The organism is Mycobacterium sp. 012931, assembly GCF_000419295.1.
Classification (GTDB): domain Bacteria; phylum Actinomycetota; class Actinomycetes; order Mycobacteriales; family Mycobacteriaceae; genus Mycobacterium; species Mycobacterium marinum.
This window is the reverse complement of record NZ_AOPX01000001.1, coordinates 922548-945888: the sequence shown is the minus strand read 5'-3', so window position 1 is coordinate 945888 and position 23341 is coordinate 922548. Positions and strand designations below refer to the sequence as shown.

The following is a 23341-nucleotide window of genomic DNA, read 5'->3' as shown; positions in this document are numbered from 1 at the left end:
ACGACCGCGATGTTCGAACCGGTCTACCGCAGCAGGCCGGGCGCCGATGCGATGCGCCCGGCGGCCGCTGAGCGGGCTGAGCAGATCGCGCCAGGCTTGTGGTGTTCACCGGGACTGTCGAACTCCTACTTGCTGACCACCGCTGACGGTCGGGTGGTGGTCAACACAGGGATGGGATTTGAGGGCCCGGTGCACCGCGCGAATTTCGATGCCGTGGACTGCTCGCCGGTGCGCTACATCATCTTGACCCAGGGCCACGTGGACCACGTCGGTGGCCTGGACAGCGTGCGCGACCCCGAGACAAAGGTTGTCGCACAAGCGAACTGGACCCTCTGGCGCGACGACAACGAGCGCCTCATCCCGTATCGGGCCAGCCGCAGTGCCTTCGCCTTCAAAGACACGCTGAGCGCCGGCATCCAGGCGATCCAGCGACGTCTCGGTACCACCCGCCTGCCGGCCAGAGCGTGCCCAACGTCGATCTTGATTTCGCGGACACGCTCGTCCTGGAAGTCGGCGGCCGACGGATGGAGCTGGTGTCGGTACCGGGGGGAGAAACGACCGACTCGTTGGTGGTCTGGCTGCCGGAGGAACGAATATGTCTGTGCGGAAATACCTTTGGTCCGCTATTCGGCCACATCCCCAACCTCGTCACCATGCGTGGCGACCAGTACCGCGACGCGCTGGCTGCCATCGCCTCGATCGAGCGGGTGCGCGCGCTGCGCCCCGAAATTCTGGTGACCGGTCATTTTGACCCGATCACCGGCGCCGAGCTCATCTATTGCGAGCTCACCCGACTGCGCGACGCCATCACATACGTCCACGATCAGACCGTCGCCGGGATGAACGCCGGCAAGGATGTGGAAACCCTGATGCGCGAGATCGTGCTCCCCGCCGAATACGACGTCGGCCAGGGATATGGGACGGTGGCCTGGGACGTGCGGGCGATCTGGGAGAACTACTCGGGCTGGTTCCACCATCGCTCGACAACCGAGCTGTATCCGGTGGGATTCGACGCTGTCGCCGCCGATGTGGTGGACCTGGCGGGCGCGGATGCGATTGTGGATCGAGCCCGCGCTCATCTGGTCTCCGGCCGCCCGGGTGCAAGCGATCCACCTTGCCGAGCTGATCGAGCGGGACCACCCGGGCGCCCGTGAGGTACTCAGACAAGCCCACGAAAACCTGCTCGCCTGCAGTACCAACTTCTGGGAAAGCGCATGGCTAGAGCGTCAGATAGCGAGCCACTCATGACGGCGCGGGTGAGCTTCGATTTCACTGGGACTGCGGCCCTGATCACCGGCGGTACCAGCGGGATCGGACATGGGATCGCGATGCTGTTCCGGGACGCGGGGGCCCAGGTCACCGTCACCGGAACCAAGCCGGGGTCCGCGGACTACGACACCGACTTGTCCGGCATGACTTACCGGCAACTGCAGCTCACCGACCCGGATTCGATAGCCCAGCTGACACAGCGCTTCGACCGGCTGGATGTCCTGGTCAACAACGCCGGCGCGAATTTCCCTGGGGGACTTGATGAATCGAAGCCGGATGGTTTTGACGCTTCGGTACAGCTCAATCTGACCGGTCCGTACCGGCTTACCATGGGTCTCTACCGCTCGCTGAAGGCATCGACCGCGGTGGGAGGCGCCAGCGTGGTCAACATGGCATCGATGTCGGCATTGCGCGCGGTCACCTTGGTCCCCGGCTACGGAGCCGCCAAGGCGGGAATCATCTGTGTCACCAGAAACCTGGCGGTCAAGTGGGCGGCCAAGGGCATCCGGGTAAATGCCGTGGCGCCGGGCACGATCGATACCCCGATGACCGCGCCGATGCATCTCGCGACCGAGCTGGTGGATGCGGAGCTTGCTCATATTCCGGTGCGCCGCTTCGGATCAGTCGGTGACATCGCACCCACGGTGGCGTTCCTGTGCACCGAACACAGCAGCTACACCAACGGGGCGGTGTTCGTTGTCGACGGCGCGTCGGATTGCGTCTGAGGCGACGCTGCAGGGCAACGGCTATGCCCCGGAAGTCACCGCCGATGTCCCGAGCCCGCTTCCCGATCGGACCGCGTTTCTGGCGCTCACAGACCCCGATGGGCGGCCGGGGAGGGTACTGACGGGGGCCTAGAAGCCCAACTGTTGGGGCATCTCGGTGACCAGCACCGGAAGCGTGACCGACCCGGTGTCGGAGCTGGCCACGAGTTCCCAGCGGCCGTCGATGGGAAGGCGCAGCTGGATCTCGAAGAAGGCGAAGCCCGGAAACTCGGCCACGGCGGCCTCCGGAACCTCGAATTGCAGCCGGGTGGCTTCGGCATCCGCGGGAGGCCATGCCTCGACAGTGAGCTGCCGATCCGTGCTGCCCGGGTTCGACTGGGTCAGCACTACCAGGACAAACCGGGCCAGACGATCAGGCCCGACCGCGAAACGGGACAGCACGCCGCCCGACACGTTGAGTTTGTTGTCTACCGCGGCAGCGGCGTCCGCGAGAAAGGCACCGGTAAGTATCACGCGGCTGAACCTACCGCGAAGTAGATTTGCCAGCAAACCCGAGGGGGGTATGGCCCTGGGGCGGCTTTGGTACAGCGTGCGTCGCACCTTCGTCGTGTGAAACCTCGGCCCGACAAACGTCAGTAGCGGGCCGCGCATCATCGGATGCTCGAAAGACGGGCCCGGCGGCATCGGTGGGGGCGGGCAATGCCGGCCGGTTCGGGAGCCGCCTCGCGGCGATTCCCGGGGGTGCGATGAGCGCTGCGGCGCGGTTTGCGAGCGCACGCATCTGTCCTGCCCGCTCAGTCGTCGGGAGGGGCCTCCGAACGAGCCGAGTCGCGAAATATGCGGTGGCATAACGGCTACCGGCGTTACCCCGGGCTCAACATCGGGAATCTAACGCCATGGTAAAAGTCTTGACGAATACAACTATGGCCAGTTACTACTGTCGCTATAAACATTGGTTGTGGTGTCGCTCACACGGTCACGGCCCATCCGGGACTGGTGTGCGCTCATCCGGCCGTTGCGGTCATCGGGCCCAAGTCCGCGCAACTAAGGAGGACCAGATGCAGTCGATGTCGATCGATCCGGTCGCCGCCGATATTGGTGCGCAGTTGGCCGAAGGCGCCTTTCGGGGTCTGCAGGCCGGCGCGACGGCGGCCACTTCCATAACTTCGGTGCGGCCGGCTGGGGCCGACGAGGTTTCCACCCAGGCGATGCTGGCGTTCACTAAACACGCCGGACAAATGCTTGCCCTCAATCAGGCGGCGCAGGAAGAGCTCAGGAGGGCCGGCGAGGCCGTCAACGCGATCGCGCGGATGTACGCCGACACCGACGTGGCGGTGGCCAGAAACCTGATCGACGTCGGATGGCGGTCGGGATCGGCGTTGGCGAACGTCTGATCGTGTGGCTGGGTATCCCCGCCGCTTCAGCCAATTTCGCGCCTGAACGAGCGATACTGGGCAGGTGGCTGATCGCAACGTGCTGGGTAACCCGTTGGAGCAGTGTGGGACTGAGCCGCCCACCGGGTTCTATCGTGACGGCTGCTGTGCTACCGGGCCCGAGGACGTTGGCCGGCATACGATCTGCGCGGTGGTGACCGCCGAGTTCCTCGAACATCAGCGTTCGATCGGCAACGACCTGTCCACCCCGGTGCCGGAGTACCGCTTTCCCGGACTGCTGCCAGGCGACCGCTGGTGCGTCGTCGCGGTGAATTGGCTGCGTGCCCACTATGACGGCTGCGCCGCGCCGGTGGTGCTGGCATCCACCAACGAGCGGGCACTGGAAGTTGGTGCCACTCGAGGTGCTGCAAGAACACGCCGTCGATGTACCCGATGACCTGGCCAACTTGTAGTGGCCGGCGGCGTCAGGGCACTGCGGTCGAATACAGCCAGGTGTCCCACAAGTCCCGTAGCGACTCGGTGGCGTAGTTGGCGGCCAGGCCGGTGAAGTCGTCGGTGATGACCGTGCCGTGCCGGTACCGCGTCGTCCAATCCCTGAGCAGGGCGAAAAATTTCGCGTCACCCAACCGCCCGCGCAGGCTGTGCAGGGCCAACGCGCCGCGCTTGTAGACGCGATCGTCGAACATCAGTTGGGGCCCGGGATCGGTCAGTAGCAGGTCTTGCGGTTTCCCCCGCAGCTCCTGGTGGTGATAGCGGGCCAGCTCATCGGCGCTGGGCCCGCCGCTGTGCTCCGACCAGAGCCACTCGGCGTAGCAGGCGAATCCCTCGTGCAGCCAGATGTCGCACCATCGCCGCGCCGTCACCGAGTTACCGAACCACTGGTGCGCCAGTTCGTGCGCGATGAGCCGTTCGCTGGAACGGGTGCCATCGCAGTGATTGGCGCCGAAGATCGAGATGCCTTGCGCCTCCAGCGGTATCTCCAGAGCATCGTCGGTGACCACGACCGTGTATCCGTTCGCCAGCGGATACGGGCCGAACAGATCGATGAACAACTGCATCATCGCCGGCTGCCCGGCGAAGTCGTGGTCGAACTCGGAGCGCAGCCGTTCGGGCAGCGCCGCCCTGATCGGCACCGGGGACCTGGACATCCGGGCCATGACGTAGACGCCGACCTGGAGGGTGATCAGGTAGGTCGAGGTGGGTTCGGGCTGCTCGTAGGTCCACACGGTCTGTGACGCCCGTACCCGCTGCCCGACGAGCTTGCCGTTGGCAATCGCCCGGTAGGAGCTCTCGGTGCTGATCTGGATGCGAAACGCCGCTTTCGCGCTGGGATGGTCGTTACACGGAAACCACGAGGCCGCGCCGTTGGGTTGGCCGGCCACCAGCGCCCCTTCGGTCAGTTCCTCGAATCCGACTTCACCCCAGAGCGTTTGCAGGGGCCGCGGCGCTCCGCTGTAACGCACGAGAACCGAAAACGCCACTCCGGTAGCCAGCTTCGAGGTCAACCCGATGCGCAACTTGCCGTTGCGGCTGGCAAAGCGCGCGACGCGCTTGCCGTTGACCAACACCTTCGACACCGACAGCGCATCGGATAGATCGAGGGTGAATTCCTGCAACTCGGTCAGGGTCACCGCGGTGATCGTCGCCGTTCCCGACAGTCGGTTGATCGCAACCTTGTATTCCAGGTCCAGCTCGTAGCGTGAAACCCGGTAGCCGAAGTTGCCGTTCTGGGGCAGGTATGGATCGATGATTTTGATAGCTTTCTTCGGCATCTTGGCGGATGCTTTCACGCGGCAGTGTCCTTTGCGCCGCCTTCGGATTGTTTTGTGCCGCTGGACTTCTTGCGGCGAGTCTGCCACGGCCTGATCGGATTGCCCTGCCAGCGCGTCGACCCGGGTACCTCGTCGCCGCGGACAACAAGTGAGGCCGGACCGACCGTCGCGCCCGAGCCCAACCGGGCCGCGGGCAACGCCACACAATGCGGGCCGAGGGTCGCGCCGGGTTCCAGAACGACGCTGTCCATCCGCATGATTCGGTCGTGGAAGAGATGGGTCTGCACCACGCAGCCGCGGTTGACGGTGGATCCCGCGCCGAGGGTCACCAGGTCCGCCTCCGGCAGCCAGTAACTTTCACACCACACCCCGCGGCCGATGTGGGCCCCCAGGCCACGCAGCCACATGTTCAGCACGGGTGTGCCGCCGGCCGCGCGGGCGAACCACGGAGCCGCGACGGTTTCGACGAACGTATCGGCCAGCTCGTTGCGCCACACGAACGACGACCACAGGGGATATTCGCTGGCCTTGATCCGGCCGACAACCAGCCATTTCACCACGACCGAGATCACCCCGGCGACGGCACCGGCGGCCAGCAGAACCAATCCGCCCAGCAGCGCGGCCCACCAAATCCCTGACGGCCCGAACGCCAACACCACCGCCTGCAGACCGCCCAGCACGGCCAGGCCGATCGCAACGGTCACCATCATGGGGAGCAGCCGGCATGTCTCCACCGCGGCCCGCATCAGCTTCAACCGCAGGGGCGGTTCAAAGGTGGTCGCGGCATCGGCTTCGGCGGGCTTGCGCCGCAACCTCATTGGCGGGCTGCCCAACCAGGAGGAGCCGCGTTTGGCCTTGGGCGGCGTAGCCGACAGCACCGCCACCAGCCCGTCGTCGGGGACGCGCCGGCCCGGTTGGGTGATGCCCGAATTGCCCAAGAACGCCCGCCGGCCCACCGTCGTCGGCGCGGCATATATCCAGCCGCCGCCCAGTTCGTATGCGGCGACCATGGTGTCGTCGGCCAGGAACGCGCCATCCTCGATCACGGTGAACTTGGGGATCACCAGGGCGGTGGAGATCTCGGTGCCGCGGCCCACCTTGGCGCCCAGTATCCGCAACCAGATCGGCGTCAGCAGGCTGGCATACAGCGGGAACAGATAGTTGCGGGCAGCGTCCATCAGCCGCTCGGTCGTCCACAGTTGCCAGCCCGTCCGGCTGCGTACCGGGTGGTAGCCCGCGCGCAGCCCGATCGACATCGCGCGCACCGCCAGCACCGTCACCAGCACGTAGACGGCGGTGGCGGCCAGCGTCGCGACCGGGGTCCACAACAGCGCCGGCAGCACCGCTTGGGACAGGCTGCGGGTGTGCCGGACCGCCGCCGCGATCACCGCAAGGCCGGTGACCGCGGCCAGCAGCGGCAGACCGGCAAGCAGCAGCGAGGTCAACCCGTACACGGCCACCCACTGCCCTCGGCGCGGCGGTCGCTGGTCCGGCCACGGGTGATTGACCCGGCCCGATTTGGCCGCGGGTGACCCCTTCCAGTACTGGCCGTTCTTGATCTTGTCGATCACCCCGGAGCCGGGTGCCACATCGGCGTTCTTGCCGACCACCGCGCCGGGCAACAGCGTGGTTCGCGACCCGATCGTTGCGTCGTTGCCGATCGTGATGGCGCCGACGTGAAACAGGTCGCCGTCGATCCAGTGTCCGCACAGGTCCACCTCGGGCTCGATCGCGCTGCGGTGCCCCACCGTCAGTAGTCCGGTGACCGGCGGCATCGCCTGCAGGTCGACGCCCTTGCCGATGTCGGCGCCCAGCGCGCGGGCGTAGTAGACCAGCCACGGGGCCCCGGCCATGTTTTCGGCCCCGCTGGCCTCGGCCAGCCGCTCGGCGAACCACACCCGAAGGTGTACCGATCCGCCGCGGGGATAGCTGCCCGGTGTCACCTTGCGCAGCAGGATGCGTGCACACAGCACCGCGATGCCCATCCGGCCCAACGGTGTCACGAACGCGACGAACGCCACGACGATCAGCCACCAGTTCACCGACACGGTCCACGGCACCAGGTGCAAGTCATGGGCGATGTTGTTGCCCACCGCCAGCCAGGTCACCCACGGCAACGCCGCCAAGGTGGTCAGCGGTATCGCCGCGGCCGTCTGGATCAGTTGGGTCAGCCGGGGGGTGGGGCCAACGACACGTTCGTCAACCTGCGGCGGCGGCCCGAGCTCATCGAGGAACCCGGCCAGCGATCCGAGCCGGGGATGGTCATACAGATCGGCGACGGTGACCTGCGGATACTGGTGGCGCAGCATGGCGACCAGCTGCGCGGCCGCCAGCGAGCCGCCGCCGAGTGCAAAGAAGTCGGCCTCCGGGCCGGAGATGGCGGCGCCGAGCAGGTCACGCCACATTCCGGCCAGCCAACCCGTCGTGCCGGCCAGATCGGGTGTCTCTTCGGTGTCGCTGCTGCCGGGCGGCGGCCAGGGCAGCGCATCGCGGTCGACTTTGCCCGACGTGCGGGTGGGCAGCTCGTCGATTTGCACCAGGCGCGGTACCAGCGCGGCGGGCAGATGTTCGGCGAGTTGACGGCGCGCCGCGGCGATGTCGAACGCGGGATCGGCGCTGACCACGTAACCGACCAGCACCGGCGTGCCGGTGGCGGTGCGGCGTACGGCGGCCGCGCCGCCGCTGACTCCGGCCAGGTGGACCAACGCCGAGTCGACCTCACCCAACTCAATGCGCCGGCCACCCACTTTGACCTGGTCGTCGCCGCGCCCACAGAAGTAGAGCCCGTCACGTTCGAGGCGCACCAGGTCGCCGCTGCGGTAGGCGCGCGTCCAATCCAGGGACGGCATCGAGGCGTACTTTTCGGCGTCTTTGTCGCTGTCGAGGTAGCGGGCCAACCCCACCCCACCGATCACCAGCTCGCCGACCTCGCCGTAGCCGACCGGCTGACCGTTGGCGTCGACGACGGCCAGGTCCCACCCCGGCAACGGCAGCCCGATGCTGATCGGCCCGGTGCCGTCGAGCCGGGCGGCGCACGCGACCACGGTGGCTTCGGTCGGGCCGTAGGTGTTCCACAGTTCCCGGCCATCCACCGCGAGCCGCTCGGCCAATTCCGGAGGGCACGCCTCGCCGCCAAAGATCAACAGCCGCACCGCTTCGAGTGCCTCCGCCGGCCACAGCGCGGCCAACGACGGCACGGTCGAAACCACGGTCACGTCGCGGGTCACCAGCCAGGGCCCCAGGTCCATCCCGCTGCGCACCAGCGATCGCGGCGCGGGGACCAGACAGGCGCCGTGGCGCCAGGCCAGCCACATCTCCTCACACGATGCGTCGAAGGCGACCGACAAACCGGCCAGCACCCGGTCGCCGGGGCCAATCGGGTTATCTTGCAGGAACATCTGGGCTTCGGCATCGACGAACGCGGCGGCATTGCGGTGGGTGACGGCAACGCCTTTGGGGGTACCGGTGGATCCGGAGGTGAAGATGATCCACGCATCGTCTCGAACCAGCGGCGCCCCGGCGCGCCAGCCGCGCGATGCCCCGAGTGTTCGCTCGATGCCGCCCTCGGTGATCACCGCGACCACGTTGGCTTCCCCGAAGACCAGCTCGGCGCGCTCGTCGGGATCATCGGCGTCGACGGGCACGTAGGCCGCGCCGGCGGCAAGTATCGCCAGGATCGCGGTGTACAGCCCATAGCTTCCGGATGGCATCCGGATGCCGATCCGATCGCCCCGGCCCACGCCCCTGGCGGCGAGCCAGGCCACGCTGGCCTCCATGTCTTCGACCAGCTCGCTGTAGGTGAGCTGAACTGTTCCATCGTCGATCGCCGCGGCGTCCGGGTACCGCGCGGCCGTCTCGTAGATGATGTCGATCAGGGTGCGCGGGTTGGGTGCGGCGCTCGACAACAGATAGTGCGCGGGGATCTCGGGCGTCACCACCATAGGAACCCTACTCAACTGTGGCGAGATTGCCGCTCGAGCGCCACGGTGATGCGCCGCCGGGCCGGGCACAATGCAGTGGCGAGGGGGCGGTACACGAGTCGATAGCTGATAGGGGCCTGGAAATGAGCCAGCCGGCATCGCATGGCTTCGGCCAAGACCACGTTCCCCGGGTGGCGATTCTCGACGACTACGCGCGCGTGGCCACCGACCTCGCCGACTGGCCACCGGTGCGGGGCAGGGCCACCCTCACCGTTTTCGACCGCCATCTTGGCCAGGCCGAGGCCGCCGAGGCGCTGGCGGACTTCGACGCGGTGTGCACCATGCGCGAGCGGATGGCCTTTCCGCGCTCGCTGCTCGAGCGGTTGCCGCGCCTGAAGCTGATCACCATCGTCGGCATGAACCTGCCCAACCTGGACCTGGCCGCGGCCACCGAGCGCGGGGTGCTGGTCGCTCATTCGAACTTCGCCCATCCCCGATTCAGGGCCGCGCGCGACGCCACCGCTGAGTTTGCCTGGGGGCTGCTGATCGCGACGGTGCGCAACCTGGCCGAAGAGCATCGTCAGCTGCGTGCGGGTGGCTGGCAGACCACCACGGGCATGACGCTGTCCGGCAAGACGCTCGGACTGCTCGGTCTCGGCCGGGTCGGCAAGCGGATGACCGAATACGCGAAGGCGTTCGGGATGGACGTCATCGCGTGGAGCCAGAATCTCACCGAGGAGGCCGCCGCGGCCCACGGCGTGCGCCGGGTGGACAAGCCGGTGCTTTTCGCCCAATCCGATATGGTGTCCATCCATGTGGTGCTTTCGGAACGCACCAGGGCCTTGGTCGGCGCGGGCGAGCTGGCGGCGATGAAGCCCGGCGCCTACCTGATCAACACGTCCCGGGGCCCGATCGCCGACGAGGGCGCGCTGATCGGTGCGCTCGAGGCCGGGCGAATCGCCGGAGCCGGACTCGATGTCTATGACGTGGAGCCGCTTCCGGTCGATCACCGGTTGCGATCGCTGCCGAACGTGACCCTGTCGCCCCACCTCGGGTATGTCACCCGCGAAATGCCGAGTGCCTGCTACGCCGACACCGTGGAAGCGGTGGTCGCCTGGCTGGACGGCGCCCCCATCCGGATCGCCAACCCGCAAGCGGTTCGGCGGCCACCGTCATGACCGGCAGGCCAGTGCGTCCGCGCGCACCGGGCGGCTATCGGAAGCAGCCGGTTCCGCCGTCGACGTGAATCGTCTGCGCGGTGATGAAGGAGGCATCGCTGCTCAGCAGAAACGCCACCAGCGCCCCCACGTCGGTGCGAACATCGCCGATACGCCGCATCGGAACCCGACGCAGTGCCTTGGCGTAGTCATCGGGGGCGAACTGCTTCCAGAGCTTGACCCCATCCGACTCGGCGAACGGGCAGATGACATTGACGCGGATGTTGTCGCGCCCCCACTCCAGCGCGGCGACTTTCGACAATCCGCGGATCGCCTCCTTGGCCGCGGCATAGCCACCCCACTTGGCTTCGCCGCCGGTGCCGGTTCCTGAGCCCAGGTTCACGATCGAGCCCCCGCCAGCCTCGACCATCACCGGGTACACCGCTTGCATCAGCAGAAACGTCGCCCGCGGGCCGACGTCGTGGTCCAGGGCCAGATCCTCGGTGGTGATCTCGACGAATGGTTTGGGCTCGTTGGTCGCGATGGCGTTGTTGACCAGGCCGTGTACCGTGCCGAAGGCGTCGACCGCGGCCGCGACGATCCGCTGCGCGCTGTCGGGATCGCGCAGGTCGGCGACCAGCATTTTGGCGCGACCCGTCGAATCGAGTTCGGCGGTGGTGGCGGCCAGGGCCTGGTCGAGGATGTCGACCAGCAGCACCGCGGCGCCACGTTCGAGGAGCGCGGCCGCGACGCCCTTGCCGACCCCGCGGGCGGCGCCGGTGACGATCGCGATGTGCCCCCGTAGTGATTCCGGATGCGAGTAGCTCACCGCTCGAGACCTCGACTGGCTCGTGCCGGCCGGCCGGCGAACAGCGGCAGATCCAAGTAGGTCGCGATGCCGGGATCGGCGGCGCAGACAACGGGGATGGCGTTGACGCAGTGATTGGCGGTCGCGACGACGCCGGGGTTTCGTTGCAGCCCTTCGGTAATCGATGTTGGCTGCAGGCCTTTGAACACCAGACTCACGCTCGGGTCGCCGGTGATCTCGATCTCGAAACGTTCGCCGCGCTCCCCGAACGACCAGTCCGGGTCCATGTCGGCCTGCCCCATCAGCCAGTTGACCGCGGCGGTGATCACCGGCTTTCCGTCGGCGAGTGCCTGCCAGCGGAACTTGCGGCCGGCGACGGTGTCCGCGGCGATGGGCAGCACATCGGAGGCGATGTCGGAGGTCGCCACGGCGATCTCGTGTGTCGCTCTGATCGTTGGGTCGATGTGAAATCCCATGTGGTCGGCGATCATTCGTACCGACATCTTGAATCCGGATTCGAGCAGCGCCGCCATCGGTCCCTGCATGGCTTGGGCAGGGGGCACGCCGAATCCCATGATGTCGCGCACCACATCGGGCGCGTTGTAGGTGCGGATGTCGGAGAACTCCTCGGCGCGGACATGGGTGATCGCGGACGAGAGCGAGGAGACCATCAGCGGAAATCGTTCGGTGATGCCGCCAGGGTGGATGCCTGACCCGTGCAGTGTCACCCCGCCGGCAACCGCCGCATCGGCGACCGCTTTGACGCGCGGTTTGCTGAGGTCGGGATAAACCCAGCCAACCGGGGTGACCACGTTCTTGCCCGAGCGCAGAATCGCTTTGACGTCTTGCTCATCGGCGACCAGCGGACTGTACATGACGCAGTCGGCGTCCAGCGCCAGCAACTCGTCGACGTCGTTGGTGGCGGTAACGCCAAACCGGGCCGCGCCGATGATCGTTCCGACGTCGAGGCCGTGTTTGGCGGCGCTGTGCACCCAGCAACCGGCCAGCTCGAGCTGCGGGTGATTGAGTATGCACTCGATGGCGGCCTTACCAACGCCCCCGGTCGCCCATTGGATGACTCGAAGCTTGGCGGGACCACTCATCGGCGACCTCCCAAACGCACGGTATGTCGATATGGCGGGCACTGTCAACGACGGCGGCGGGAGGCGCGCAGCGGGTGCACCGGCGGCAGGGGAAGGGGCCCGGGCGCTCCGTGACGCGGGGTTGAAAACCACCACCGACCTGCTGTGACCTAGTCGGTACCCGGTGTCCTTGATGGTCAAAAAGTTGTCGCTTGCTGTCAAGACTGAGGGCCGTGTCCTGCCGCAAAGTGTTCTTGGTGGTTCAACCACCGCCCTGCGGACAATGCGGTCCGTGGGGCCAGCCAACCCGAACAGGACACGCGAAAATGAACTCCAGCAGCATCGAATACGTCGACGTGTTGATCGTCGGTGCCGGGATCTCGGGCATCGGCGCGGCTTACTACCTGCAGGAACATCAGCCGGCAAAGACGTTTGCAATCGTCGAGGCGCGCAACGACATCGGCGGAACCTGGGACTTGTTCCGGTACCCCGGGATTCGTTCGGACTCCGATCTGCACACGTTCAGCTACGAGTTCAAGGCCTGGGAAAACGAGAAGGCGATCGCCAGTGCCGGCGCCATCATGTCCTACCTTCGGGAGACGGTCGCAGAGAATAGCCTCGCACGGGCGATCCGCTTCGGGCACAAGGTGATAGAGGCGGCCTGGTCTACCCGGGATGCGCGCTGGCGGGTCACGATCGAGCGCCTCTGCTCCGGCGAACGCGTGACCATGAGCTGCGAATGGTTCTTCTGCGCCAGCGGCTATTACCGGTACGACGAGGGCTACACACCGGAGTTCCCCGGCCGCGAGCGCTTTGCCGGCCAGGTGGTGCACCCGCAACAGTGGCCCGAAAACCTGGACTACCGGGGCAAGCGGGTGCTGATCATCGGTAGCGGCGCGACGGCGGTCACCTTGGTGCCGGCGATGGCCGAGACCGCCGGCCACGTGACGATGCTGCAGCGGTCGCCGACCTACATCATTCCGGTGCCGTCCAAGGACCGCATCGCCAACACGTTGCCCAAGCTGGTCGGCCGGAAGCGGGCCTACGCCCTCACCCGCAAGAAGAATGTCGCCAAGCAACGACTCGTGTGGCACTTCTGCCAGCGCTACCCCGGGGCGGCGCGGCGAGTCATCCGCCATCTCAACGCCCGGCTGCTGCCAACCGGGTATCCGGTAGACGAGCATTTCCGGCCCGACTACAACCCCTGGGATCAACGGCTGTGCGTCGTGCCGGACGCCGACATGTTCCAGGCCATTCGCGACGGGCGGGCCTCGGTAGTCACCGACCAGATCGAGACGTTCACCGAGCGCGGGATCCGGCTGCAGTCCGGGCGTGAATTGGAAGCCGACATCATCGTCACCGCCACCGGCCTGAACCTGCTCGCCTTCGGCGGCATCGGCCTGTCGGTCGACGGTGAACCCGTCGATGTCTCCCAGAAGGTGGCCTTCAAGGGTTTCCTGCTCGGCGACGTCCCCAACTTCGCCTACGTCTTCGGCTACACCAACTCGTCATGGACGCTCAAGGTCGGGCTGGTGTGCGAGCACTTCTGCCGACTGCTGGCCCACATGGATGCCAACGGTCACAACATATGTCGCCCGCACGCGCCCGCGTCGATGCCAACCAGGCCGCTGCTGGAGATCACCGCCGGATACGTCAAGCGTGCCGCCGCCGCGTTCCCCCACCAGGGCACCGAAGGCCCATGGCGGACCTGCATGGACTACCGCGCAGACCGCGCGACGCTACGCGAAGGTCCGGTCGACGATGACCACCTGCAATTCAGTGCGTCGGCCGCCGCCGACACACCCCCGCTGGCCTTGACGGGCTGACTGCCCGCAGACGGGCCGAGCCACCACGAGGAGTAACAAGACGATGGAACTGATGTCACCGGTTGACGCGCTGTTCTTGTCAGCAGAGTCGCGCGAGCATCCGCTGCATGTCGGTGCGCTGCAACTGTTCGAACCTCCCGAGGGGGCGGGACGGGCATTCGTGCATGAGACTCACCAGGCGATGCTCGACTGCCGCGAGGTGGCCCCGCTGTTCCGCAAGCGCCCCGCATCGTTTCAGGGCGTGCTCACCAATCTGGGCTGGTCGGTCGACGATGACATCGACTTCGGCTTTCACGTGCGGCGTTCGGCCCTGCCGGCTCCGGGGCGGGTGCGTGAGCTGCTGGAACTGACCTCGAGGCTGCATGCCCACCTGCTCGATCGTCATCGTCCGTTGTGGGAGACACACGTCATCGAAGGCCTCAACGACGGGCGCTTTGCGATCTACTCGAAGATGCACCACGCGCTGATCGACGGCGTCTCCGGACTCGCGCTGATGCGCCGGTCGCTTCCGGCCGATCCCGCTGACACCAACTTCCGCGCTACCTGGTCGCCGGCGCCGGAGCGGCCGCGCGGGGTTCAGACCCGGCCCGGCCCGCTGCGCCAACTCGGCGGGATGCTCGGATCGGTTGCGGGGCTGGCTCCCTCGTCACTGCGCCTGGCGCGGTCCGCGCTATTGGAACAGCAGCTGACGTTGCCGTTCGCAACGCCGCGCACCATGCTCAATGTCGCCATCGGCGGAGCGCGGCGCTGCGCCGCGCAGTCATGGGACATCGACCGCGTCGAGACGGTCAAAAACGCTGCGGGAGTGAGCCTCAACGACGTCGTGCTGGCGATGTGCGCGGGTGCGCTGCGCTGCTACCTGGAAGACAACGACGCGTTGCCCGACGCACCGCTGGTGGCGATGGTTCCGGTCAGCCTGCGCACCGAGCGTGATTCGGTCGGGGGCAACATGGTCGGTGCGGTGTTGTGCAACTTGGCGACACATCTTGACGATCCGGCGCAGCGCTAGGCCGTCATCCACGCCTCGATGCGCGACAACAAGAAGGTGCTGGCACAACTGCCCCGGGCGCAGGCGTTGGCCCTGTCGCTGCTGCTGCTGAGCCCCGCTGCGCTCAATACGCTTCCGGGTCTGTCGACGGTGACACCGCCGCCGTTCAACGTCTGCATTTCCAACGTCCCCGGCGTCCGGGAGCCTCGATACTTCAACGGTGCCCGACTGGTCGGCAACTATCCGGTGTCGCTGCCAATCAACGGACAAGCGCTCAACATCACGTTGACCAGTACCGCCGACCGGCTGGACTTCGGGCTGGTCGGTTGCCGCAGCAGCGTGCCGCATCTGCAGCGGATGCTCGGACATCTGGAGACCTCGCTTAAGGAGCTGGAGCGTGCGGTCGGGCTGTGACGTAACTCGAGCGCCGATGTCTACCGCTGGCTGGGAACCGTCCGCACTCGCGGCGGTCCGGTAGTCGGTGATGCCGGAAGAGTCGTTGTCGCTATCTCCGTCGCGGGGTAGCCCGCACGCGGGTCTTGGCGCGATAGGCGGCCGGCCCGATTCCGAACCAGCGTTTGCACGAGCGGGTCAGCACGCTTTGCTCGGCGTAGCCGAGTTCGCGCGCCAGATGCGACAGACTCATGGCGGTGGTCCGCAGGTAGCGATCGGCGGTCTCCTTGCGCACCTCGTCGATGAGTGCGGCGAAGGTGGTGGATTCGTCGGCAAGCCTGCGCTGCAGGGTCTTGGGATGCAGGTGGAATTGCGCGGCGACCACCTCGAGTGTCGCCGCCCCGGTGGGCAGCAGCTGGCGGGCCATGGTGCGCACCGATTCGACGATCCCGGCGCCCAGCGGGGTGATGCTGCTCAGGTAGTCGACCACCGCGCGGTGCGCCAGTTCGTCGCGGTGCAGCGGACGGACCAGGTCGGTGCTGCGCACCGTGAATCCGCTGCGGCGCTCCGCGAAGTGGGGCGTGCACTCGAAATACCGCACATAGGTGGTCGGAGGGGTCAACGGGTCGTGCGGCAGATGCACCGCCAGCGGGGTGTAGTCGGCACCCATCAGCAAACGGAACACCCCCAACGAGACGCCCAGTGCCAGCTCCAACGTGTGCGGGCAGGGGATCGGATCGTCGGGCACAATCTCGATGTCGACGAACGAGCGCTGCGTATGGGCCAGCGGCGTGATCTCGATGTGGATGGCCGGACTGTAGGCGGCCATGAAGGTGTGAAAGATCATCAGGGCATCCGCCACCGTCGCGGCGGTGCGCGCCGCCACCCCAACCGGTCCGAGAATCTCGATGCCCTGCCGCTGCGCCAGCTGCCGCCCGAAGTCGTGCGTGCCCGTGGCGGCCGCGGCTGTCTCGATCGCTCGGATGACCGCGCGCACCGGTATGAACGCGTCGTAGTTGCCGACGTCTTGCTCGCAGACACCGGCCGCGCGCAGCAGCGCCGCCGGGTCTCCGCCCAATTCGGAAACCAGGTTCGGGTAGTTCGAGAGCCCGGTCCCGCGCACCACGGACATGCACTCGACACTCTGCACAAGCTCGCGTCGTGTCAAGGACCAGAGTCGGCGTGGCCGGTGGTCGGCTGGATATCTACAGGTCAAAGTGTGAATGGCGGCACAAGGGCCGATCCGCAACGTAGGCTTTCAGCCGGTACTGGGAAGGTGGCGGCTGGGCGCCTAATCTCGAATGGGTGCGAGCCGACAGAACTTGACTCAGTTGTTTGGCCCCGGCACCGCTATCTGACTTTCGGATCTGACTTGGGAGAGGTTGCTGAGCATGCGTGAATGGGATGTTCCCGCGGATTTCACCGTTACCGCAGAGGACAACGTCGCCAGCTGCGTGTACACGCATGAGCGAGACTACCCAGATCATGTGATCTTTCAGCGGCTTGTCGACGGCACCTGAACGGACGTGACCTGCGCCCAGGCCGCCCAGCAGATCCGGGCCGCCGCACTGGGTTTGATCGCCGAGGGGGTCAATGCCGGCGATCGGGTGGCCATCTTGTCGGCCACTCGCTACGAGTGGGTGATCCTCGACTACGCGATCCTCTCGGTCGGGGCGGTGACCGTGCCGATCTACGACACGTCTTCGGCTGAGCAAGTGCGCTGGGTCCTGGAGGATTCGGGGGCGGTATTGGCGGTCGCCGAGACCGATGCCCATGCCCAGCTGATCAAGCAACTCAGCGATGAGTTGCCCAGCTTGCGCAAGATCTTGCACCTCGACTCCGATGGGCCCGCGGCGCTCGACGAGCTCGCCGAAGCAGGGAAATCGGTAGCCCGCGACCAACTCGACGACCGGCTGGCAGCGCTGCGGTCCTCCGACCCGGCGACACTGATCTATACCTCGGGCACCACCGGGCGCCCGAAGGGCTGTCAGCTGACCCACTCCAATCTGCTCTACGAAGCGCGCGGCGCGGCGTCATGCTTTCCGACGCTGTTGCGCAAGGGCGAGCGACTGCTGGTATTTCTGCCGCTGGCCCATGTGCTGGCCCGGTCGCTGTCGATGTTTGCGTTCGCCAACAAAGTCACCATCGGCTACACCGGCGACATCAAGAACCTGGTGGCGACGCTGGGCGTCTTCAAGCCGACGGTCGTGGTATCGGTGCCCCGGGTATTCGAAAAGGTCTACAACACAGCCGAGTTGAAGGCTCGCGACAGCGGCCGCGGCATGATCTTCGATCTCGCCGTCGCAACCGCGATCGCCTGGAGTAAGGCGCTGGACACCGGCGGCGCAGGCCTGTTGCTGCGGGCCCGGCATGCACTGTTCGATCGGCTGGTGTACGAGAAGCTGCGCTCGGCGCTGGGCGGCGATTGTCACGCCGCCGTCTCCGGGGGAGCGCCGCTGGGCACCCGGTTGTGTCACTTCTACCGCGGCATCGGGCTGACGATCTACGAGGGCTACGGACTGACCGAAACCAGCGCTGCCATCACCGCCAACCGGATCGGTCAAGAGCGAGTGGGCACGGTCGGAAACCTGTTGCCCGGCAACAGCATGGCGATCGCCGAGGACGGCGAGATGCTGGTCCGCGGCGGGGTGGTGTTCACCGGCTATTGGCACAACGAGAAGGCCACCGCCGAGGCGATCGTCGATGGGTGGTTCCACACCTGTGACCTGGGGTCGGTCGACGACGCCGGATTCTTGTCGATCGTCGGTCGCAAGAAGGAGATCATCGTGACCGCCGGCGGCAAGAACGTGGCACCGGCGGTCCTCGAAGACCAGCTGCGGGCGCACCCGCTGATCAGCCAGGCGATGGTGGTCGGGGACAACCGGCCCTTCGTCGGCGCGCTGATCGCCATCGACCCGGAAGGCTTCGAGGTCTGGAAGCAGCACCACAGCAAGGCCGCCGCCGCCTCGGTTGCGGACCTCATCGATGACCCCGACCTCACCGCCGAGATCGATCAGGCCGTCAAACAGGCTAATCAGGTGGTCTCCCAAGCGGAATCAATCCGCAAGTTCTGCATCCTGCCGGTGGACTTCACCGTCCTCACCGGTGAGCTGACCCCCACGCTGAAGGTGAAGCGCAACGTGGTCGCCGAACGATTCGCCGGCGAGATCGATTCGCTCTACCGCAAGCAGTGACCGCGGCGCGAGGCCGTCAAAGTTTGTAGCCGATGGCGCGAAGCAGTTCGCGCCGCTCGGTCACATCCACGTCGGTCTCCACGCCCAGCGGCGTCTGGCCGTCGATCACCGCGGCGATGCCGCGACCCCGGGGAGTCGCCGCGACCACGATTTCCACGGGATTGACGGTGGCGCAGAAGATCGTGCAGACCTCGGGCACCGCCTTGACCGGGTTGAGAATGTTCACCGGGAAGCCCTCGCGCAGGAAGATCACAAAGCTGTGGCCGGCCGCGATGGCCAGGGCGGTGTCGGTGGCAAGGTCGACCAACTCGGCGTCGTTGCCGGTGCGGCGGACCAAGCGTGGGCCCGACGCCTCGCAAAAGGCCAGCCCGAACCGCAGCGACGGGCTGACCCCGACCAGGGCTTCATGCAGATCGTCGACCGTCTTGATGAAGTGCGCCTGGCCGATGACGACGTTGACATCCTCGGGCTTGTCAACCGAAACCACATCCCAGGACACCGTCGTCGTGGAAACCTTTCCCGTCACGGTTCCATGCTGCCATCAATTCCGGCGATTCGGCCCGCGGGTGATCAGCAGGGAACGCCGGAGCCCTGGGTATTCGGTCAGCTCAGCCGAAAAACAGTCCTGGCGAACCATTCGAACCGGCAACGCCGTCATCGGCGGTTCCCCCGCCGCCGGTACCCCCTGGGCCCCCGGCTCCGCCGTGGCCGGCGAACTGAGCATCACCGCCGTTGCCGCCCTCACCACCGTTCCCACCGGAGTGGTCGCCGCTTACCCCGCCGGCCCCGCCGAGGCCGCCGGCCCCGCCATTGCCGAAGACACCCGCGCCTCCACCGGCTCCACCGCCACCACCCACACCGCCGGCAAACTCCACCACGGTGAGGCGGCCGCTTGGGCTGATGTAGGTTCCAGCACCGCCGGATCCCCCTGGCCCACCGGCGCCGGCGTTGCCGAATAGCCATCCGCCGTGGCCACCGATTCCCCCATCGCCACCGGTTCCCCCAGTGCCGAATAGGGAACCGATCGTGATTGTTGAACTAGAGCTCGCGATGATGAAATCACCGTTGTCGGTAGGCCCGGCGAGCCCGCCGATGCCACCGGCACCACCCGCCCCGCCGGCACCGAACAGTCCGGCGGCACCGCCCGCCCCGCCGTTGCCGGCGGAACCGGCCGCTGCGCTCCCACCCATGAAGTCGACCACACCGGTGGCGCCGTCGGCATTTGTGGCGAGGAACCCGTCGCCGCCGCCACCGCCCTGTCCACCGGTACCTCCCGAGCCATACAGCAGACCGCCATGGCCGCCATGGCCACCGGCGCCACCATCACCGGCGCTGATATCGAAGACGCCTTGGGCACCGGCGTTCAGCCCACCGACCCCGCCGGAGCCACCCGCGCCTCCCGAACCGAAGAGCCCGGCGGCACCACCGACTCCCCCGCTCCCGCCATTGCCAACGCCAAGGCCGTCCACCGCGGCCGCGCCAGCACCGCCTTGCCCGCCAGCACCGCCGTTGCCGCACAACCACCCACCGCTGCCGCCGGCGCCGCCCGCGGCGCCGATTCCACCGTTCCCGCCACTTCCGCCGTTGCCGATCAACCCGGCAGCGCCACCGGCGCCCCCCCGCTACTCCGGCCGTCGTTTCGGAGTAGCCATTGCCGCCGTTGCCGTACAACAGCCCTCCGGCGCCACCGTTGGGGTCGGTCGCCGTCCCGGCGGCACCGTCGCCGATCAGCGGACGCCCGAAGATGGCCTGGGTGGGGCCATTGATCGCTGCCAGCAATTCCTGGCCGACGGCCTGCAGGGGGGTGGTGTTCGCCGCCTCGGCCGCCGCGTACGACCCGGCACCCGTTGTCATCAACTGGACAAACTGCTAATGGAAGGCTTCCGCCCGGGCAACCAAAGCCTGATACTCCTGGGCGTGCCCGCCGAAGAGTGCGGCCACGGCCGTGGACACTTCGTCAGCACCGGCGGCCATCACCGTCGTTGTCGGCGCCGCGGCGGTCAGATTTGCTGCGCTGAGCGCCGAACCGATGCGCTCCAGCTGGTTCGCGGCCGAAGCGACAAGATCTGGGGCGACCGCGATGTGCGGCATCTGAGACAACGCTGCCTCCATCCGTGGTCGGCAATCGTGGGCATTCCGGAAGCGCAGCCGATTACGTTGAAATCCCTAGACCGACTACATTTCCATTCCAACCTAAGCCGACCCCGTGAGCGTCGTTCATCTCTTGGATAAATTGCGCATTAAATGCGTTCGGGCGTGCGCTAATCAGGCCGCGGGCCGGTGTGCGGACACGAAAAGGGTGGGCGGGACGGGTCCTTCGGCATCGTCGGGCACCGGACGCCCGTAGCGGGTCAGCAATTCGGCCGAGGTCGTGGCCGACGCGCGCCAGCCGTGCTCACCCAGCCAATCCGCGACCGGGGTGCGCTCTTCGGCGTACCAAAGGTCTTCGACGGCCGGCATCTGGATCTCCACCAGTCGGCCGGCCGCCGCTCGCATCCGCTGCATTTCCTCGTGTTGACGGCGCACCAGATCGGGATCCAAGAAGCCTTCCTGGGGCACGTTGGTTGCCAGCCAGCTTCCGGCGGGGCTGAGCGTATCGATGCGCTCGAACAGCAGATCCTGAGCCCGCGCCGGAAGGTAGCGCACCAGCCCTTCCGCCGACCAGGCAGTCGGCTTAGACGCGTCAAAACCGCTGTCCAACAAGGCCGCTGGCCAGTCTTGGCGCAGATCTATCGGGATATTCATCAGTTGCGCCGTCGGCCGGGCACCGTGCTGACGCAATGTGGCGGACTTGAATTCCAGCACCCTGGGCTGATCAAGCTCGTATACGACGGTGCCGTCCGGCCACGGCAACCGCCAGGCGCGGGAATCCAGACCGGACGCCAGGATCACCACCTGCCGCACACCGGCGTCGGCGGCACCCAGAAAGAACTCGTCGAAGAACGCCGTCCGCGTCGCCATGAAGTCGATCATCTGGCGGACCCGCGCCCCCACCTGTGACTCGATTTCTGGTGCGCCGGCCAGCAAAGCGGGGTTGGCGAACATGCTCCACATGCCATCGCCGGCGGCGTCGACAAAGACTCGCGCGAACGGGTCCTCGATGAGGGGGTTCTCGCTCTCGGTCTCCGCGGCCCGGGCGGCTGCCACACCCAAGGCGGTGGCTCCGACGCTCTCGGTGATGGTCCAGGAATCATTGTCGGTTCGTGGCATTGCCAGCCTCCCAAGCAGAAATGGGTTCCAGCCATCCAGTCTTGCAGCCGCCGCGGGCCGTGGCCGCTCGCCGGGAGTGTCCTACGCTTTTTCCCAGAGGGTCTACAGGTTGCAAGGGAGCACCATGACACGGACGCCGCAGGAAGTATTCGCCCACCACGGCCGCGCGCTCGCCGCCGGTGACCTCGACGAGATCATCGCCGACTACGACGACGACTCCGTGCTCCTGACCGCTGCGGGTGTCGCGCGCGGCAAGGATGCCATCCGCCAGGTGTTCGTCAAGTTGCTCGACGACCTGCCCGGGGCCACCTGGGACCTGAAATCCCAAGTCTTCGACGGCGACCTGTTGTTCCTGGAATGGGCCGCCGATTCCGCGCACCACCGCGTGGACGACGGCGTGGACACCTTCATCTTCGACGGCGGCATGATCCGGGCCCAAACGGTTCGATACACGCCACAAGCCAAGGGCTGACGCCGATGCACCCGGTGGATCCCGACGCGGTCGCGGAATGGATGTCCGGGCAGGGACTGGGTGAAGGTCCCTTGTACGACGTCTGCGCGGTCACCGGTGGAACACAGAACGTGATGCTGCGGTTCACCCGCTCCGGACGCACCTACGTGCTGCGCCGCGGCCCCCGCCACCTGCGTCCGCGCAGCAACAGCGTGATCCTGCGCGAGACCAAGGTGCTTGCGGCGCTGGCCGGCACCGACGTTCCACACCCACCTTTGATCGCCGCCTGCCCGGACCCCACGGTGCTCGGTGATGCGGTCTTCTATCTGATGGAACCCGTCGAAGGCTTCAATGCCGGTGAAGGGCTGCCGCCGCTGCACGCCGGGGACGCGAGCATCCGGTTTCAGATGGGCCTGTCGATGGCCGACGCGCTGGCCAAGCTCGGCGCGGTCGACCATGCCGCCGTGGGTCTCGCCGACTTCGGCAAGCCGGCGGGATTTCTGGAACGCCAGGTGCCGCGCTGGCTTGCCGAACTGGAGTCCTATCAGCAGTACGACGGCTACCCGGGACCCGACATCCCCGGCATCGGGGAAGTGTCCTGCTGGCTGGACAGCCATCGCCCGACGGCGTGGACGCCCGGCATCCTGCACGGCGATTACCACATGGCCAATGTCATGTTCTCCCGCACCGGGCCGGAGGTGGTGGCCATCTGCGATTGGGAGATGTGCACCATCGGCGACCCGCTGCTGGATCTGGGCTGGCTGCTGGCCACCTGGCGGCAGTCCGACGGGGCCAGCGTGTTCGGCCACGCCCTGGGCGCCCAGGACGGGTTGGCCAGCACCGACGATCTGCTGCAGCGATATGCGGCCAACACCACGCGAGATCTATCTCACATCACCTGGTACACCGTGCTGGCCTGCTTCAAGCTGGGCATCGTCATCGAGGGCACGCTGGCACGCGCCTGCGCGGGCCAGGCCGAGAAAGAAGTGGGCGATCAGCTCCATGCCGCCACAGTGCACCTGTTCGAACGGGCACTGGGGCTGATCGGCGCCTAGCCCGCAACCCGGGCGGCGGCGCGGCGCCGACGCAGAAAAGCCCGAACCCCCGTCGAGGATTCGAGCCGATTCCCGCCAACTCGGATGTCCTCAGACA

Annotated in this window: 14 protein-coding genes and 5 pseudogenes; 10 read left to right on the top strand and 9 right to left on the bottom strand. The window is 66.9% G+C overall.

The genetic code is table 11. From position 1 onward, the window contains the following. The first annotated feature begins 9 nt into the window (after positions 1-9). Positions 10-1248 (top strand): annotated as a pseudogene (locus MMSP_RS04155) (MBL fold metallo-hydrolase). After that, positions 1245-1994 (top strand): SDR family NAD(P)-dependent oxidoreductase, encoded by a 750-nt coding sequence (locus MMSP_RS04150; protein ID WP_020785598.1) that lies wholly within the window; start codon positions 1245-1247, stop codon positions 1992-1994. The pseudogene MMSP_RS04155 and the gene MMSP_RS04150 overlap by 4 nt, the downstream one beginning before the upstream one ends. 129 nt (positions 1995-2123) lie before the next feature. On the opposite strand, the gene MMSP_RS04145 is transcribed toward MMSP_RS04150, so the two are convergent. Then, positions 2124-2507: a hypothetical protein gene (locus tag MMSP_RS04145; RefSeq protein WP_036426137.1), complete on the bottom strand. Its 384-nt coding sequence runs from the start codon at positions 2505-2507 to the stop codon at positions 2124-2126. Between the two features lie 545 nt (positions 2508-3052). On the opposite strand from MMSP_RS04145, the gene MMSP_RS04140 reads away from it, so the two are divergent. After that, a complete protein-coding gene (locus MMSP_RS04140) occupies positions 3053-3388 on the top strand; it encodes a PE family protein (RefSeq protein ID WP_011741963.1) in 336 nt (111 codons plus the stop codon). A gap of 64 nt (positions 3389-3452) precedes the next feature. Then, positions 3453-3840: pseudogene (locus tag MMSP_RS04135) on the top strand (DUF2237 family protein). 12 nt (positions 3841-3852) lie between these two features. Here MMSP_RS04135 and MMSP_RS04130 read toward each other — a convergent pair. Together MMSP_RS04130 and MMSP_RS04125 are read right to left on the bottom strand one after the other, a co-directional pair. Continuing rightward, positions 3853-5160: a M1 family metallopeptidase gene (locus tag MMSP_RS04130; RefSeq protein ID WP_020726919.1), complete on the bottom strand. Its 1308-nt coding sequence runs from the start codon at positions 5158-5160 to the stop codon at positions 3853-3855. A 14-nt stretch (positions 5161-5174) separates the two neighbouring features. Next, a complete protein-coding gene (locus tag MMSP_RS04125) occupies positions 5175-9101 on the bottom strand; it encodes a Pls/PosA family non-ribosomal peptide synthetase (protein WP_020726918.1) in 3927 nt (1308 codons plus the stop codon). Positions 9102-9223: 122 nt separating this feature from the next. On the opposite strand from MMSP_RS04125, the gene MMSP_RS04120 reads away from it, so the two are divergent. Further along, positions 9224-10258, top strand: a complete 1035-nt coding sequence (locus tag MMSP_RS04120) for a D-2-hydroxyacid dehydrogenase family protein (protein ID WP_020785594.1) — start codon at positions 9224-9226, stop codon at positions 10256-10258. Between the two features lie 34 nt (positions 10259-10292). Here the strand turns inward: MMSP_RS04120 and MMSP_RS04115 are convergent, their stop codons facing one another. Both MMSP_RS04115 and MMSP_RS04110 read right to left on the bottom strand, forming a co-directional pair. Next, the gene (locus MMSP_RS04115; protein WP_020785593.1) at positions 10293-11066 is read right to left on the bottom strand and encodes an SDR family NAD(P)-dependent oxidoreductase; all 774 of its coding nucleotides are present in this window, start codon (positions 11064-11066) and stop codon (positions 10293-10295) included. Then, positions 11063-12148 carry a hypothetical protein gene (locus tag MMSP_RS04110; RefSeq protein WP_015357596.1) on the bottom strand — a complete coding sequence of 362 codons (1086 nt, stop codon included), beginning with the start codon at positions 12146-12148 and terminating at the stop codon, positions 11063-11065. Before MMSP_RS04110 ends, MMSP_RS04115 begins: the two co-directional genes overlap by 4 nt. Before the next feature lie 305 nt (positions 12149-12453). On the opposite strand from MMSP_RS04110, the gene MMSP_RS04105 reads away from it, so the two are divergent. Then, complete coding sequence (locus tag MMSP_RS04105; protein WP_020785592.1) at positions 12454-13953, top strand: NAD(P)/FAD-dependent oxidoreductase; 1500 nt, start codon at positions 12454-12456, stop codon at positions 13951-13953. A 52-nt stretch (positions 13954-14005) separates the two neighbouring features. Continuing rightward, positions 14006-15355, top strand: a pseudogene (locus tag MMSP_RS04100) (wax ester/triacylglycerol synthase family O-acyltransferase). Positions 15356-15446: 91 nt separating this feature from the next. Here MMSP_RS04100 and MMSP_RS04095 read toward each other — a convergent pair. Next, positions 15447-16466 carry an AraC family transcriptional regulator gene (locus MMSP_RS04095; RefSeq protein WP_020785589.1) on the bottom strand — a complete coding sequence of 340 codons (1020 nt, stop codon included), beginning with the start codon at positions 16464-16466 and terminating at the stop codon, positions 15447-15449. A gap of 259 nt (positions 16467-16725) precedes the next feature. On the opposite strand from MMSP_RS04095, the pseudogene MMSP_RS04090 reads away from it, so the two are divergent. Beyond that, positions 16726-18528 (top strand): annotated as a pseudogene (locus tag MMSP_RS04090) (long-chain fatty acid--CoA ligase). A 16-nt stretch (positions 18529-18544) separates the two neighbouring features. Here the strand turns inward: MMSP_RS04090 and MMSP_RS04085 are convergent. From MMSP_RS04085 to MMSP_RS04075, 3 genes and pseudogenes are all read right to left on the bottom strand, one after another. Next, the gene (locus tag MMSP_RS04085; protein ID WP_036426134.1) at positions 18545-19054 is read right to left on the bottom strand and encodes an adenosine-specific kinase; all 510 of its coding nucleotides are present in this window, start codon (positions 19052-19054) and stop codon (positions 18545-18547) included. A gap of 82 nt (positions 19055-19136) precedes the next feature. Next, positions 19137-20619, bottom strand: a pseudogene (locus MMSP_RS29705) (PE family protein). A 174-nt stretch (positions 20620-20793) separates the two neighbouring features. Continuing rightward, a complete protein-coding gene (locus MMSP_RS04075) occupies positions 20794-21738 on the bottom strand; it encodes a class I SAM-dependent methyltransferase (RefSeq protein WP_020785583.1) in 945 nt (314 codons plus the stop codon). A 124-nt stretch (positions 21739-21862) separates the two neighbouring features. Here MMSP_RS04075 and MMSP_RS04070 point away from each other — a divergent pair, with 124 nt between their 5' ends. Then, on the top strand, positions 21863-22210 hold the full coding sequence (locus MMSP_RS04070) for a nuclear transport factor 2 family protein (RefSeq protein ID WP_015357604.1): 348 nt from the start codon (positions 21863-21865) through the stop codon (positions 22208-22210). A gap of 5 nt (positions 22211-22215) precedes the next feature. Then, on the top strand, positions 22216-23244 hold the full coding sequence (locus tag MMSP_RS04065; RefSeq protein ID WP_020785582.1) for a phosphotransferase family protein: 1029 nt from the start codon (positions 22216-22218) through the stop codon (positions 23242-23244). Positions 23245-23341 lie beyond the last annotated feature (97 nt).